Below are 13,781 nucleotides of genomic sequence, written 5' to 3'. Positions count from 1 at the left end.
GTGTACAATGAAGGTAACGATTAACAATTCGTTTGTTGAAGAAACAAGCCTAAAGAGAGGTGCTAAAAATGAGTTCTTTTGACAAAACGATGCGATTTGATTTTTCTGATGAGCCATTTGAACATGACGTTAAGGAAGTACTGCTTCAAGTTCATGACGCGCTTCAGGAAAAAGGGTATAACCCGATCAATCAAATTGTTGGGTACTTATTATCTGGGGATCCAGCTTATATCCCAAGACATCAAGATGCCAGAAATATCATCCGCCGTTTGGAACGCGATGAAATCATCGAAGAATTAGTCAAATCGTATTTGAAACTGCATAAAGAGGGATAATGAATGCGAGTAATGGGACTGGACGTTGGCTCTAAAACTGTAGGCGTTGCCATAAGCGACGCCCTTGGCTGGACTGCCCAAGGAATTGAAACAGTAAGAATCAATGAAGAAGAAGGCGAATTCCGTATCGACCGCTTAAAGGAACTAGCCGAAGAATATGAAGTGGAATCCGTTATCGTCGGTCTTCCCAAGAATATGAATAATACGATCGGACCCCGCGGGGAAGCTTCGATGGCATACGGTGAATTGATTCAGAGTGAGCTTGCGATACCGGTTAAATATTGGGATGAACGCTTAAGTACGATGGCTGCCGAGAGAGTTCTCCTCGAAGCGGACGTCAGCAGGAAGAAACGCAAGAAAGTGATCGATAAAATGGCTGCAGTGATGATTCTGCAAGGATATCTTGACAGTCAAAAATAATGAGGTGAATGTTCAATGGAACACGGAGAAAAGCAAATTACAGTAGTAGATGAACAAGGAAATGAACAGCTGTGTGAGGTCCTGTTCACGTTTGAATCTGATAAATTCAATAAGTCATATGTTCTGTATTATCCGCTTGGAGCAGATCAGGATGACGAAGAAGAAATCGAAATTCACGCTTCAGCATTCCAGGCAGGCGACGAAGGTCAGGAAGGCGAATTAAAGCCGATTGAAACAGAAGAAGAGTGGGACATGATCGAAGAAATGTTAAATACGTTCCTCGATGAAGAAGAAGAAGGCGAATAATCTTCATCATGGATCATAATGGACAGGGACCGGCAAAGGGATTATTTTCATCCCTTTTTGCCGGTCCCTGTTTCACTTTGTGCAAAATATTGTATAATAGGGAAGATGATGTCGAAAACTTTGACTGATATCAAGCTTTTTTGCTCGAAAAGGGGAATAAAGAGATGGAAGATAAAAAGAATATAAAAGAAGCGCTTATGAAAAAACTTTTGGAAAGACAGGAAGAGGCGAAAGTCATCCGGAAAATCGTCGGACTTATCATTTTATCACTTATCATCATCATCGGAGGGACTGCGGTTGGCGGATATTTATATATAAACTCTGCCCTTAAACCGGTAGACCCGGATGATACCAAACCTGTGAAAGTAGAAATTCCGATAGGATCGGGAGTCACGTCCATCGGAAGTATACTCGAAGAAAATGGTATTGTGAAAAATGGAACAGTATTCAAATACTACGTAAAATTCAATAATGAATCAGGTTTCCAGGCCGGTTCATATGATTTGACACCTTCCATGACGCTGAGTGAAATAGTCAATAGTTTAAAGACCGGGAAGGTAATGAGGAAGGCTGAATTTAAAATTACGATACCCGAGGGACTTCAACTGGATAAAATTGCAGATATCATCGCAGATGAGTCTCCTTATAAAAAAGACGAAATCGAAAAGAAACTGAATGATACGAAATGGCTCGAGCAATTAATAAAGGAATTTCCGAACTTGGTAACAGACGAAATCCTTAATAAAGATATTAAGAGGCCGCTTGAAGGATATCTTTACCCGGCAACGTATTCTTTCTATGAAAAGAAACCTTCTTTAGAAAAAATCCTTACGAAAATGATTACTCAAACCGATGAAGTGCTGGCTCAATATCAAGATTCAATGGCTGAAAAGGAGTATACTGCTCACGAATTATTGACGTTGTCTTCACTGATCGAAGAAGAAGCAACCGAAAAAGCGGACAGAGGCAAGATTTCAAGTGTATTCTATAACCGCATTGAGGAGGGTATGCCCCTTCAAACCGATCCGACTGTCCTGTATGCACTGGGCGAACATAAATCCCGTACAGTTTACAAGGATTTAAAAGTGGACTCTCCTTATAATACATATCAGGTGAAAGGTCTGCCTCCGGGTCCGATTGCAAATGCCGGAACTTCATCAATTGAAGCCGCACTGCAGCCGGAAGAAACAAATTATTATTATTTTCTCGCTTCTTCAACTGGATCCGTCTATTATTCAGAAACGCTTGAGGAGCACAATGAGAAGAAAGAGAAATATATTACCAATCAATCCGAATAATTGACGCTGTGAAAGATATGAACAGCTGCCGCTGCAGCAGGAGAAGAGGAAAGAATCATTCGCTTTCCTCTTCTCTTTGTGTTAAAATAGTACAAGTTATTTTCATAAATGTGCGTTATTTTTGCGAGTGCGTATTAAAGCAGAAAGCTCATAGTAGCTTTCTTCTTTTCATGTTATGCCGCAACAGTAGGGCAGTTTATAAGTGAGGATCGTGAAGACTTATGATGAACGAGAAGGTTATTAACTATATAGAATCGATCACTGGTAAACGTACACCGCTCTTGGAAGAAATGGAACTGTATGCAGAAGAGAACAATGTGCCCATCATGGAACTGGTGGGGATTGAGTCACTGTTGGGCATCTTAGCCATTCAACAGCCCTCCCGTATACTTGAAATCGGGACAGCCATCGGTTATTCTGCACTGCGAATGGCGGAAGCTCTGCCCGGAACGGAAATTACGACGGTCGAGCGTGACGAAGGGAGATACGGTGATGCCCGGGATTTCTTGGCACGTTCCGAACACGGCAGCCGCATCCACGCTCTTTTCGGGGATGCCCTGGAACTTCAGGAAGAAGTGAAGAAACACGGACCTTATGATGCGATCTTTATCGATGCGGCAAAAGGACAATATCAAAAATTCTTTGATCTCTATTCTGTGATGCTTACTGAGAACGGAGTCATTTATTCAGACAATGTTCTATTCAAAGGGCTTGTAGCGGAAGAGGAAGTTGAGCAGAAAAGAATCAGGAACATGGTCAAAAAATTGAAGGAATACAACGAATGGCTGATGAGTCATGAAGAGTATGAAACATCCATCCTGCCGGTCGGTGATGGTATTGCCATTAGTAGAAAAAGAGGTGAACGGAAGTGAAAAAGCCGGAACTGTTGGTGACTCCGACCTCCCTTTCTGACATTGAACCACTATCGCTTGCCGGTGCTGATGCATTTATCATCGGTGAACAAAGATACGGCTTGCGCCTGGCAGGGGAATTCACAAAAGAAGAAATAAAAAAGGCCATTACGACCGCCCATGCTCATGGAAAAAAAGTATATATTGCAATGAACGCCATTTTTCATAATGAGAAAGTGGAAGAGTTGGAAGAATATATCGCTTATATGAAAGAAGCTAAAGCGGATGCCGTTGTGTTCGGAGATCCAGCCGTATTGATGGCTGCAAGGGCAGCAGCACCGGACATGGTGCTGCACTGGAACACTGAAACGACGGCGACTAACTGGTATACGTGCAACTATTGGGGAAGGAAAGGCGCTAGACGTGCCGTCCTCGCCCGCGAATTGAGCATGGATGCCATCGTGGAAATTAAGGAAAACGCTGAAGTGGAAGTCGAGGTTCAAGTTCACGGGATGACTTGCATGTTCCAATCGAAACGTTCTCTGCTCGGAAACTACTTTGAGTACCAGGGGAAAGTGCTGGAGATTGAAAACCGCAAGATGAAAAAGAATATGTTCCTGCATGACAAAGAACGGCATAATAAATATCCGATATTCGAGGATGAAAATGGAACTCATATCATGAGTCCCAATGACATGTGCATCATCGATGAACTCGGGGAAATGATTGAAGCGGGAGTCGACTCATTCAAGATCGATGGGGTGTTGAAATCGACTCAATACGTAGTGGAAGTCACGAAACTGTATCGGAAAGCGATCGACATGTTTGTGCAGAAGCAAGAACAGTATGACGAGGTAAAGGATGAACTCTTAGAAGAAGCAAAGCAGCTTCAGCCCCGAAACCGACCGCTGGATACAGGGTTTTTCTTTAAAGAAACGGTCTATTAAATCAGTGCAAGAAAGAAGAAGAGAACGGAGGAGTTACGTTGACCATGGTTGTAAAAGACCCTATCTCTAACGTTGTTGACGGAAAACGTGTTATCGTGAAGAAGCCTGAATTATTGGCTCCTGCAGGTAACCTTGAAAAATTGAAAATAGCAGTGCACTACGGCGCGGATGCGGTTTATATCGGCGGACAGGAATTCGGACTTCGTTCAAACGCAGGAAATTTCACATTGGAAGAAATGAAAGCGGGCGTTGAATTTGCACAGGAATATGGTGCAAAGATCTACGTAACGACTAATATCTACGCTCATAATGAAAATATGGATGGCCTCGAAGATTACCTGATCGGTCTTCAGGAAGCAGGGATTGCCGGAATCATCGTAGCAGATCCCCTGATTATTGAAGCGTGCAGAAGAGTGGCCCCGAAGGTCGAGGTTCACTTAAGTACGCAGCAGAGCTTATCCAATTGGAAAGCCGTCCAGTTCTGGAAAGAAGAAGGGCTTGACCGTGTTGTTTTGGCGCGTGAAACAAGTGGTGAAGAAATCCGCGAAATGAAAGAGAAGGTGGATATCGAAATCGAGACCTTCATACACGGTGCGATGTGCATTGCCTATTCCGGGCGCTGCACACTCAGCAACCATATGACTGCACGTGACTCAAACCGGGGAGGCTGTTGTCAATCATGCCGCTGGGACTACGATCTGTATCAGGATGACGATGGTGAGGAAGACGCTCTATACAATGAAAATGATGCTCCTTTTGCAATGAGTCCGAAAGATTTGAAGCTCGTTGAATCGATTCCGAGAATGATTGAGCTTGGCATCGACAGTCTCAAGATCGAGGGACGAATGAAATCGATTCATTATGTTGCAACTGTGGTAAGTGTTTACCGGAAAGTCATCGATGAATATTGTAAGGATCCGGACAGTTTCAGCATAAGAAGAGAGTGGCTCGGAGAACTCGAGAAATGTGCGAACCGTGAAGCTGCGCCTGCATTCTTTGAAGGGGTGCCGGGGTTTAAAGAGCAAATGTTCGGTGTCCATACTAAAAAGAATACGAACTTTGAATTTGTCGGACTTGTGCTGGATTTTGATGAGGAAACGGGAATTGTCACACTCCAGCAGCGAAATTATTTTAAAACCGGCCAGGAAGTGGAATTTTTCGGGCCGGAAATATCGAATTTCACTCAAGTGATTGAAAAAATGTGGGACGAAAAAGGGAATGAACTCGATGTGGCCCGTCACCCGCTGCAAATAGTGAGATTCAAAGTTGATCAGAGAGTCTATCCTGACAACATGATGCGAAGGGAGAACATAGTATAGTGATGAAACAAAAACCGGTTGTGATTGGTGTAGCAGGAGGGTCCGGGTCTGGAAAAACAAGTGTGACCAAGGCTATTTATGAGCAATTCCAGGGCCATTCGATTTTAATGCTGCAGCAGGATTATTATTATAAAGATCAAGCAAACCTGCCTTTTGAGGAGCGGTTGAAAACCAATTATGATCATCCTTTGGCATTCGACAATGACCTTCTCATCAAGCATCTGACTGAACTTATCAACCACCAGGCGGTAGATAAACCTATGTATGATTATAAAATGCATACCCGCTCAGAAGAGACTATTTTGGTAGAACCCAAAGATGTCATCATTTTAGAAGGAATTTTAGTATTAGAAGATGAAAGATTGCGCAACTTAATGGATATCAAGCTTTACGTCGATACGGATGCAGATCTTCGCATCATCAGAAGGATGCTCCGTGATATTAAAGAAAGAGGCCGTTCGATTGATTCAGTGATCGATCAATATATAACGGTGGTACGTCCGATGCATAATCAGTTCATCGAACCGACGAAGCGTTATGCCGACGTCATCATTCCTGAAGGCGGACATAATCACGTTGCAATCGACTTAATGGTAACAAAAATTCAAACAATTCTTGAACAAAAGTCATTTTTGTAATACGATAACATAGATAAACATATATAGGTTAAATTCCCATCAATGTTCAGGTATCAGGGAATGGAGGAAAGAGTACTTCCCTTCATTCCCTGCCTTTACATCTTAAAACATCATGTATCACTACATAAAGAGCTCGGGAAGCTCTAAGACAGTTAAGGAGTGAAGAGGGTCATGAGTACAGAAAAAGTATACCCTATGACGTTAGAGGGTAAAGAAAAACTAGAGAAAGAATTAGAGAATCTTAAATCGGTAAAGCGTAAGGAAGTTGTTGAACGCATCAAGATTGCGAGAAGTTTCGGAGATTTATCGGAGAACTCTGAGTATGACGCAGCGAAAGATGAGCAGGCATTCGTCGAAGGCCGTATCTCAACGTTGGAAAATATGATTCGCAACGCTAAGATCATCCAGGAAGATGACCTGAATTCAGATACAGTTCAATTGGGTAAGAAAGTAACATTTGTGGAGCTGCCTAATGGTGACGAAGAGACGTATACAATCGTCGGAAGTGCAGAAGCAGATCCGTTTGAAGGGAAAATCTCCAATGATTCTCCAATTGCAAAGAGCCTTCTCGGCCACAAGATTGGGGCGAAAGTAACGGTTCAGACTCCAGGCGGGGAAATGAGCGTTAAAATTGTAAAAGTAAGCTGATGGATTAGAACAAAAGGAAGAAGCCCATACAAAGGGGTTCTTCCTTTTTTTTGTGCATTTGTACCTGGTTAGAAAGGATAAATCTCGTCAACAATGTAGACGAGGTGAAGAGGAATGATACGAAAAAGGGTCAAGCTGTTGAGCGTCCTGCTGGTAATTGGTCTATTGACATTATCCGCAAGGTTGATGCAGCTGCAATTATTCCAGACAGAATCTTTCTCGAAGCATAAGATCAACCTGATCGAGGAAAGTGTGGCACAACGGACGCAGCAGCTGATCATTGATGAGGGAAGGGGGCAGTTCCTTGATCGAAACGGGAACCCGCTTACATTCAAAGAGAAAAATGTTCTTGTCCTATTTCCTTTCTTAAAAAGAATGGAGTGGCCGGTCGAGGAAGTCGCACGCATCATCCATGTCACCCCTGAAATCATTGAAACAAAGCTGGAGCTTGCCAAGGGACCGATTGTATTTGGGGGTCAAGAAGCTTATCAGCTTTCCGATGAACAGATGAAAGAGATAAATGCGTTGAAAATCCAAGGGGTTTTTGCCGTAACCAGAAAGTTTAAGAACGATCATGTTCCTGCTTCCCAGCTTATTGGGATAACGGGGGAAAACACAGAAGAATTTCATGAGCGCTATCCTGATAAAGTAAAAGGGGTACATCAGAAGATAGGTGTCACCGGGATGCAGGAAATCTTTGACGAGTGGCTCATATCTGAAGAACAGTCGAAGCTGATCTATCATGTTGATGCCATCGGCGGACCATTATTCGGAGCCGACGTGAAGTATCTTGCCCCCGCCAATCCATTTTACCCGCTAAATGTCAAAACGACAATCGACGTTAAGATGCAGGAAGCTCTGGAAGAAGTCGCGGATCAGTATCATATTAATAAAGGCGGCTTGCTTCTGTTGGATATCGAAAATAGTCGAATTGTTGCCAATGTGTCGCGTCCCGCGGTTAACAACAGTGACCCGTTCAGCGGCGGCGCCTCCAATTATATGCTGAAAGCATTGGCGCCTGGTTCCGTTTTTAAAACAGTCGTCGCGGCTGCAGCCCTGGATGAAGGAATCGTGGATGAATCACGCATGTTCAACTGTGATGAAGATATATACGGTAAACCTGCAGATAAGCAGCATGGCAGAATTAATATTGAAACGAGTATAGCTGTCAGCTGTAATAGGACCTTCGCGGACCTTGCAAAGGAACTGGTGGAAAAAGATCCCCATTCTCTTGAGGAATATGCAGGAAAGTTGGGATTATTAGGCGACCTGTCCTGGAAGGGGAATGTATTTCATTATGAAGATTTTTCACAGCTGCAAGTGAGCGATGGAAGGATCTTTGTCTCGGATGAGGAACGAAAAGATCTTAATTATATCTCTCAGACCGGAATAGGGCAGAGAGAAGTAAGAGTGACCCCGCTTGGGATTGCCAACATGATGGCAACTATAGCAAGGGGAGGGGAAAAGTACATGGTCAATGCGGCGACGTCGATCGATTATCAAAACGGGACGAGCATGTTTTCTTTCCCAAAAAAGAAGATGGAAGGAGAAAAGATTTCCCCTTTCACCGCTATGAAGATGCAGAAGTATTTAAGGGGAGTGGTCAACTCGCCTGAAGGGACAGCACCTTATTTAGACACCGCCCTTTATGAAATTGCAGGTAAGACAGGGACGGCTCAAACAGGTAAAAAACAGGAAGGAAAAGAGCTGTACAATAAATGGTTTGCCGGTTATTTTCCATTTGAAGATCCTAAATATGCCTTAGTGGCAGTCAACATGGATGTCTTCATCGATGAAGGAGGTATTTATCCGATTTTCAAAGACAGTGTGGACGCTGTTTATAAACTCGAGAATGAGTAAAATCTCCCGTTCCGAACGGACCAATCTACTTCTCTACGGGAAATTGGTTAATGTTTCGCTTTATTCTTTTTACTCTATCATGTTAAAATGTTTAGGATAATAGGAGGTAATCTTATGGCGAAATATAATTCCAGATTAGATCGACGCTCAAAAAGTAAATCCAATAAAGTCCTAAATATAATGATCGCTGTTGTTGTTCTCTTGATCGTTGTGGTAGGCGCCACGATTCTTACCGGCAATGGTTCCGATAAGGAAAATGCATCAACAGAAGTTAAAGATGAAGATAAAAATACCAATGAAAACAGTGCAGATCGCGAAAGTGAACAAAAAGAGGATGAAAACACTGTTTCCATGGATGAAGAATCAAATTCAGCAGAATCAGAAGATCAAGATAAGAAGAACGAAGAAGAGAAAGAAGATGTTCCAGAGGAAAAAGAATCTGTCGCACTTGATGACAGCAGCGCCCAGATAGAAGAAGGCAGTGAACCCAATGTAGAGAAAACGATTGTGCACCCTGATTGGGAACCGGTCGGAACACAGCAGTCAGGCGAGCACGTGTCTTCATATGATATGGGAACACCCGACTGGCAGGAAAAAGTCAAAGCTCTTTCTTATGCCACAGGTATCCCGGAGGATAATATGACGGTCTGGTATATCGAAGGAAACGGTGGGCCGCAAAAGTCCATCGGGACGGTAACAGAGAAAGGCGGTTCTACAGCTTACAGGGTCTATCTACAATGGACCGACGGACAAGGATGGCAGCCGACAAAGGTTGAGGAATTAGTCGAAAATGATAAAGATTGATGAATAAATAAGCTCCGGGTGCTTGCACCCGGAGTTTTTCATTGTCTCTCTTTCTTTACTTTAAAATGAACAACAGCGGTATAGGACTTTCTGCCGTTTTCATCGATGGATACATTATGCTGAACATGATGCACATGCAGCATGATCGCTTTATTATGCTGGATTTGCTCATCTATTTTCTTCTCAAGGGACTTTAGTTGATCTGCTTCGAAAAACTCCACTTTGTCTTCAATCAACTCAAATGAGATATTCATCGGAATTCCTCCTTTATATGGTCATCGCCTCTATCATTTTAGAGTGTGACACGGATTATTACAAATTTTATTTGTTGAATTGGGGAAAGTAATATGTTACTTTAATAACAGTTTTAAAATTAATTCATACTATGTTGATAGGAATTATAAACTTAATTTTAAACTGGGGTGCTTATTGATGGGTAGAGAATTTCTGGATTTGTTCGAAGACTGGGCAGATTCATATGATGATACGGTCGCAGGAAAAGATGCAGAGTATAAAGATGTTTTTGCTAAATATGAAGAAATCCTTGAAGGGGTAGTGTCCCTTTCAAGCGGAACGGTGGTGGAATTCGGTCCGGGTACAGGAAACCTGACTGCGAAGCTATCTGCAGCAGGGTTAAATGTGATTCCATTTGAACCTTCTCCTGAAATGAGAGTGATTGGACAGCAGAAGCTTGGTGATAGGGTACCTTTTTTCGATGGGGATTTTCTGGATTTTAAGCTGGATGGCAACGTTGATACGATTGTCAGCACCTATGCTTTTCATCATTTAACAGACGAAGAAAAAGGAAAAGCCTTTGGCATCTATGGAAAGTTGCTTGCACAAGGTGGTAAAATAGTATTTGCCGATACAATGTTTGAAACTGAGCAGCATTATCGGGCCGCCATCGATCAGGCAATGGATAAAGGCTATCTGAACCTTGCAGAAGATTTAAAACGGGAATATTATACGACCTTGGCAGCACTTGAAGAGTTAGCAAGTGCGGAGGGATTCACCGTGCATTTTCGTCAGATTAACAACTTTGTCTGGATTATGGAGGCGACTAAACAATAGAAAGAGGTCAAATCATGAAAATCGCCATCATTGGGGCAATGGAAGAAGAAGTTGCATTATTAAGAAATAACATTTCAAATCCGCAAACAGAAACAATTGCAGGTTGTGAATATACAAGTGGAATGATGAAAGACAAAGAAGTCATCCTCCTCCGTTCGGGGATCGGCAAGGTAAACGCTGCTATGTCAACAGCCGTTTTACTGCAGCATTTCAAACCGGATGCCATCATCAATACAGGGTCAGCCGGAGGGTTCGATCCTTCTTTGAACGTAGGGGATGTCGTGATCTCAACAGAAGTCCGCCATCATGACGTGGATGTTACAGCTTTCGGTTATGAATACGGGCAGGTGCCGCAATTGCCTGCTGCGTTTACAGCGGATGATCAATTGATGAAGGCAGCAGTTGAGAGTGTCAGGGAACTGGGAGACGCCCAAGTGGTAGCAGGATTGATTGCGACAGGGGATTCCTTCATGAATGATCCTGCACGGGTCGAAGCGATCCGGGATAAATTCACTGGGTTACAAGCTGTTGAAATGGAGGCGGCTGCGATTGCGCAGGTGGCCCATCAATTCAATATCCCGTTTGTGATCATCCGATCTTTATCTGATATTGCAGGGAAAGAGTCAGACGTTTCCTTCGAGCAGTACCTGGAGAAAGCAGCCCTTCATTCTGCTCAGATGGTTATGAATATAGTAGAATCCGTATAAGCCATTATCATAAAGCTGACCCGGGCCGCTATTTTTTCACTTTTTCCTGCAAGTTGTGGTGAACCCACTTTGCTCTAAGAACAGTGAAGAGTAGTGTGCCCAGGGCGGCTTTTTCTCGGAAAAGGGGGCAGTGAGATGGATGTATATAAAAACGTGCATGAACTGATCGGCAACACGCCTATACTGGAATTGACACATTTTCCATTGAAAAATGGGGTGCGTCTTTTTGCCAAATTGGAATTCCTGAATCCCGGGGGAAGTGTCAAGGACCGGCTGGGTCTAGAATTAATGAAGGAATCCATTGAGACAAACAAGATAAAACAAGGCGGCGTTTTTATTGAACCGACTGCCGGCAATACCGGAATCGGTCTGGCCCTGGCAGCTGTTAACTCAGGTTTCAGAGTGATCTTTTGCATACCTGAGAAGTTCAGCATCGAAAAACAGGAATTAATGAGGGCGTTGGGGGCTGAAATCGTCCATACTCCCACAGAGCTTGGGATGAAGGGGGCCATCGCGAAGGCGAAAGAGCTCCTGAAGGAAATCGATCATTCCTATTCACCTGCACAGTTCGAAAATGAAGCCAATCCGAACACGTATTATAAAACACTTGGACCAGAGGTATGGAAGCAGATGGATGGCAGGATTGATACCTTTGTGGCTGGAGCCGGGACGGGTGGTACATTCATGGGCACTTCCCGTTATCTCAAGGAAATGAATCCGGCAATAAAGACAGTCATTGTTGAACCGGAAGGCTCCATCTTAAATGGTGGAGAGTCTGGTCCTCATAAAACCGAAGGAATCGGAATGGAATTCCTGCCTGATTATATGGACACGTCTTATTTCAATGCCATCCATACTGTCACGGATGAAGATGCTTTCATGAGAGTGAAAGAAGCCGCGTTAAAGGAAGGGATGCTTGTAGGAAGTTCGTCTGGCGCAGCACTCCACGCGGCTCTGATCGAAGCTGGAAATGCAGAGCCCGGCAGTCACATTCTCACCATCTTTCCGGACTCAAGTGAACGTTATTTAAGCAAGAAAATATATGAAGGAGGAATCTGACATGAAAAAGAAGACTCAATTAATCCACGGAGGCGTGGGACTTGATCCACAAACTGGAGCGGTCTCAACACCGATTTATCAAGTAAGCACATACAAACAGGATGAAGTGGGAAAACATAAGGGGTTCGAATATTCACGTTCAGGCAACCCGACAAGACATGCACTGGAAGAACTCATCAAAGATCTGGAAGGCGGAAAAAAAGGTTTCGCTTTCGGTTCAGGAATGGCTGCGATCACAGCAGTCATGATGATGTTTAACAGCGGAGATCATGTCGTGTTGACGGATGATGTATATGGCGGTACTTACAGGGTCATGACGAAAGTGTTAAACCGACTCGGAATTGAATCAACTTTTGTTGATTCAAGTGAGCTGAAAAATATCGAAGAAGCAATCAAGCCGAATACCAAAGCCGTCTATATTGAGACGCCTACAAATCCTTTATTGAAAATTACCGATATAGAGGCTGCGGCGGCACTTGCCAAGAAACATAGTCTATTGACGATCGTCGATAATACATTCAGTACACCATACTGGCAAAATCCGTTAAGCCTTGGTGCTGACATCGTTTTGCATAGTGCTACGAAATATATTGGAGGGCATAGTGACGTAGTTGCCGGGCTTGTGGCCGTAAACTCTGAAGAACTGGCTGAAGAGCTCTTCTTCGTCCAAAACTCCACTGGCGGTGTTCTTGGTCCGCAGGATTCATGGCTCTTGATCAGAGGAATCAAAACACTGGGTCTCAGAATGGAAGAGCATGAAGAAAACACAAAAAAAATAGTGGACTACCTGGTCAAGCATCCGAAGGTGACAAAAGTCTATTATCCCGGTCTTGAATCACATCCACACCATGACGTAGCGAAAAAGCAGGCTGCAGGGTTTGGAGGAATGGTATCATTCGATGTAGGCAGCGAAGAAAATGCGGACCGCCTGCTCACGAACACAAAGTATTTTACATTGGCAGAAAGCCTTGGGGCGGTTGAGAGTCTTATTTCAGTACCTGCACGCATGACACATGCTTCGATTCCTGCAGACCGCCGCAGCGAATTGGGCATCACGGACGGCTTGGTGAGGATTTCTGTAGGGCTTGAGGATGCAGAGGACCTTATTGACGATCTGGAAAGTGCGCTTTCCAAATAAATAATCTTGTCAGTACCTATTGGAAGAACTGGTATCAATTACATGGGGGGATACCGCCTCTCCTGTGTTACGATTATTAAGAGATTACTAGTTCAAAAGTAGGTGATTGGACAATGAAACAAACATTGGATAAAAAGAATATACAGCATAAAATCAATGACTTTAAACGGTTTGGATTTACGCTTTTGGCACTGAGTGTGTTTATGTATCTGGGTGTGGTGATCCCATCCGAAACAGTGACTGCTGTCAAGACGATCACACTTATGACGGGCACCGTCATTTTACTTGGACTTTCACTCATCTTCTTCACCAAAGCGATAAAATATAAAAAAGATCTGCAGTCTGCGGATGAATAGCTGACAGGCCCTAAAATGGGCCTG

General features: G+C 43.5%; 17 protein-coding genes. 16 read left to right on the top strand and 1 reads right to left on the bottom strand.

Features of this window, described 5'->3' with window-relative positions:
- Positions 1 to 68: 68 nt before the first annotated feature.
- From V6B33_RS10650 to V6B33_RS10600, 11 genes are all read left to right on the top strand, one after another.
- The gene (locus tag V6B33_RS10650) at positions 69 to 335 is read left to right on the top strand and encodes an IreB family regulatory phosphoprotein (RefSeq protein WP_172249140.1); all 267 of its coding nucleotides are present in this window, start codon (positions 69 to 71) and stop codon (positions 333 to 335) included.
- Positions 336 to 338: 3 nt separating this feature from the next.
- Entirely contained in the window at positions 339 to 755 is a 417-nt protein-coding gene (ruvX, locus tag V6B33_RS10645) for a Holliday junction resolvase RuvX (protein WP_334217739.1), read from the top strand.
- A gap of 15 nt (positions 756 to 770) precedes the next feature.
- On the top strand, positions 771 to 1,061 hold the full coding sequence (locus tag V6B33_RS10640; protein ID WP_334217738.1) for a DUF1292 domain-containing protein: 291 nt from the start codon (positions 771 to 773) through the stop codon (positions 1,059 to 1,061).
- 164 nt (positions 1,062 to 1,225) lie between these two features.
- Positions 1,226 to 2,359 carry an endolytic transglycosylase MltG gene (mltG, locus tag V6B33_RS10635; protein WP_334217737.1) on the top strand — a complete coding sequence of 378 codons (1,134 nt, stop codon included), beginning with the start codon at positions 1,226 to 1,228 and terminating at the stop codon, positions 2,357 to 2,359.
- A 221-nt stretch (positions 2,360 to 2,580) separates the two neighbouring features.
- Positions 2,581 to 3,231 carry an O-methyltransferase gene (locus V6B33_RS10630; protein ID WP_334217736.1) on the top strand — a complete coding sequence of 217 codons (651 nt, stop codon included), beginning with the start codon at positions 2,581 to 2,583 and terminating at the stop codon, positions 3,229 to 3,231.
- Positions 3,228 to 4,157, top strand: a complete 930-nt coding sequence (locus V6B33_RS10625; RefSeq protein ID WP_334217735.1) for a peptidase U32 family protein — start codon at positions 3,228 to 3,230, stop codon at positions 4,155 to 4,157. Before V6B33_RS10630 ends, V6B33_RS10625 begins: the two co-directional genes overlap by 4 nt.
- Before the next feature lie 44 nt (positions 4,158 to 4,201).
- The gene (locus V6B33_RS10620) at positions 4,202 to 5,476 is read left to right on the top strand and encodes a peptidase U32 family protein (protein ID WP_334217997.1); all 1,275 of its coding nucleotides are present in this window, start codon (positions 4,202 to 4,204) and stop codon (positions 5,474 to 5,476) included.
- 2 nt (positions 5,477 to 5,478) lie between these two features.
- On the top strand, positions 5,479 to 6,114 hold the full coding sequence (udk, locus tag V6B33_RS10615; protein WP_334217996.1) for a uridine kinase: 636 nt from the start codon (positions 5,479 to 5,481) through the stop codon (positions 6,112 to 6,114).
- Between the two features lie 171 nt (positions 6,115 to 6,285).
- On the top strand, positions 6,286 to 6,762 hold the full coding sequence (gene greA / locus V6B33_RS10610) for a transcription elongation factor GreA (protein WP_334217734.1): 477 nt from the start codon (positions 6,286 to 6,288) through the stop codon (positions 6,760 to 6,762).
- 114 nt (positions 6,763 to 6,876) lie between these two features.
- Positions 6,877 to 8,622 (top strand): peptidoglycan D,D-transpeptidase FtsI family protein, encoded by a 1,746-nt coding sequence (locus tag V6B33_RS10605; RefSeq protein ID WP_334217733.1) that lies wholly within the window; start codon positions 6,877 to 6,879, stop codon positions 8,620 to 8,622.
- Between the two features lie 114 nt (positions 8,623 to 8,736).
- On the top strand, positions 8,737 to 9,426 hold the full coding sequence (locus tag V6B33_RS10600; RefSeq protein WP_334217732.1) for a YrrS family protein: 690 nt from the start codon (positions 8,737 to 8,739) through the stop codon (positions 9,424 to 9,426).
- Positions 9,427 to 9,464: 38 nt separating this feature from the next.
- Here the strand turns inward: V6B33_RS10600 and V6B33_RS10595 are convergent, their stop codons facing one another.
- Entirely contained in the window at positions 9,465 to 9,680 is a 216-nt protein-coding gene (locus V6B33_RS10595) for a DUF2536 family protein (protein ID WP_334217731.1), read from the bottom strand.
- A gap of 178 nt (positions 9,681 to 9,858) precedes the next feature.
- Here V6B33_RS10595 and V6B33_RS10590 point away from each other — a divergent pair, with 178 nt between their 5' ends.
- The 5 genes from V6B33_RS10590 (at position 9,859) to V6B33_RS10570 (ending at position 13,757) form a co-directional block, all read left to right on the top strand.
- Positions 9,859 to 10,497: a class I SAM-dependent DNA methyltransferase gene (locus V6B33_RS10590; RefSeq protein WP_334217730.1), complete on the top strand. Its 639-nt coding sequence runs from the start codon at positions 9,859 to 9,861 to the stop codon at positions 10,495 to 10,497.
- Positions 10,498 to 10,511: 14 nt separating this feature from the next.
- Complete coding sequence (gene mtnN / locus V6B33_RS10585; protein ID WP_334217729.1) at positions 10,512 to 11,204, top strand: 5'-methylthioadenosine/S-adenosylhomocysteine nucleosidase; 693 nt, start codon at positions 10,512 to 10,514, stop codon at positions 11,202 to 11,204.
- 135 nt (positions 11,205 to 11,339) lie between these two features.
- Complete coding sequence (locus tag V6B33_RS10580) at positions 11,340 to 12,263, top strand: PLP-dependent cysteine synthase family protein (protein ID WP_334217728.1); 924 nt, start codon at positions 11,340 to 11,342, stop codon at positions 12,261 to 12,263.
- Between the two features lies 1 nt (position 12,264).
- On the top strand, positions 12,265 to 13,401 hold the full coding sequence (locus tag V6B33_RS10575) for a bifunctional cystathionine gamma-lyase/homocysteine desulfhydrase (RefSeq protein ID WP_334217727.1): 1,137 nt from the start codon (positions 12,265 to 12,267) through the stop codon (positions 13,399 to 13,401).
- Between the two features lie 113 nt (positions 13,402 to 13,514).
- Positions 13,515 to 13,757 carry a YrhC family protein gene (locus tag V6B33_RS10570; RefSeq protein ID WP_334217726.1) on the top strand — a complete coding sequence of 81 codons (243 nt, stop codon included), beginning with the start codon at positions 13,515 to 13,517 and terminating at the stop codon, positions 13,755 to 13,757.
- Positions 13,758 to 13,781: the final 24 nt, after the last annotated feature.

This window comes from Mangrovibacillus sp. Mu-81, assembly GCF_036867415.1.
Lineage (GTDB): Bacteria > Bacillota > Bacilli > Bacillales > Bacillaceae_B > Rossellomorea.
This window is presented reverse-complemented; position numbering and strand designations above follow the sequence as displayed.

Excerpts from the sequence above, each read along its gene's own strand:
- V6B33_RS10650 (WP_172249140.1), top strand. The coding sequence starts at position 69 with ATGAGTTCTTTTGACAAAACGATGCGATTTGATTTTTCTGATGAGCCA.
- ruvX (WP_334217739.1), top strand. The coding sequence starts at position 339 with ATGCGAGTAATGGGACTGGACGTTGGCTCTAAAACTGTAGGCGTTGCC.
- V6B33_RS10640 (WP_334217738.1), top strand. The coding sequence starts at position 771 with ATGGAACACGGAGAAAAGCAAATTACAGTAGTAGATGAACAAGGAAAT.
- mltG (WP_334217737.1), top strand. The coding sequence starts at position 1,226 with ATGGAAGATAAAAAGAATATAAAAGAAGCGCTTATGAAAAAACTTTTG.
- V6B33_RS10630 (WP_334217736.1), top strand. The coding sequence starts at position 2,581 with ATGATGAACGAGAAGGTTATTAACTATATAGAATCGATCACTGGTAAA.
- V6B33_RS10620 (WP_334217997.1), top strand. The coding sequence starts at position 4,202 with ATGGTTGTAAAAGACCCTATCTCTAACGTTGTTGACGGAAAACGTGTT.
- udk (WP_334217996.1), top strand. The coding sequence starts at position 5,479 with ATGAAACAAAAACCGGTTGTGATTGGTGTAGCAGGAGGGTCCGGGTCT.
- greA (WP_334217734.1), top strand. The coding sequence starts at position 6,286 with ATGAGTACAGAAAAAGTATACCCTATGACGTTAGAGGGTAAAGAAAAA.
- V6B33_RS10605 (WP_334217733.1), top strand. The coding sequence starts at position 6,877 with ATGATACGAAAAAGGGTCAAGCTGTTGAGCGTCCTGCTGGTAATTGGT.
- V6B33_RS10600 (WP_334217732.1), top strand. The coding sequence starts at position 8,737 with ATGGCGAAATATAATTCCAGATTAGATCGACGCTCAAAAAGTAAATCC.
- V6B33_RS10595 (WP_334217731.1), bottom strand. The coding sequence starts at position 9,680 with ATGAATATCTCATTTGAGTTGATTGAAGACAAAGTGGAGTTTTTCGAA.
- V6B33_RS10590 (WP_334217730.1), top strand. The coding sequence starts at position 9,859 with ATGGGTAGAGAATTTCTGGATTTGTTCGAAGACTGGGCAGATTCATAT.
- mtnN (WP_334217729.1), top strand. The coding sequence starts at position 10,512 with ATGAAAATCGCCATCATTGGGGCAATGGAAGAAGAAGTTGCATTATTA.
- V6B33_RS10580 (WP_334217728.1), top strand. The coding sequence starts at position 11,340 with ATGGATGTATATAAAAACGTGCATGAACTGATCGGCAACACGCCTATA.
- V6B33_RS10575 (WP_334217727.1), top strand. The coding sequence starts at position 12,265 with ATGAAAAAGAAGACTCAATTAATCCACGGAGGCGTGGGACTTGATCCA.
- V6B33_RS10570 (WP_334217726.1), top strand. The coding sequence starts at position 13,515 with ATGAAACAAACATTGGATAAAAAGAATATACAGCATAAAATCAATGAC.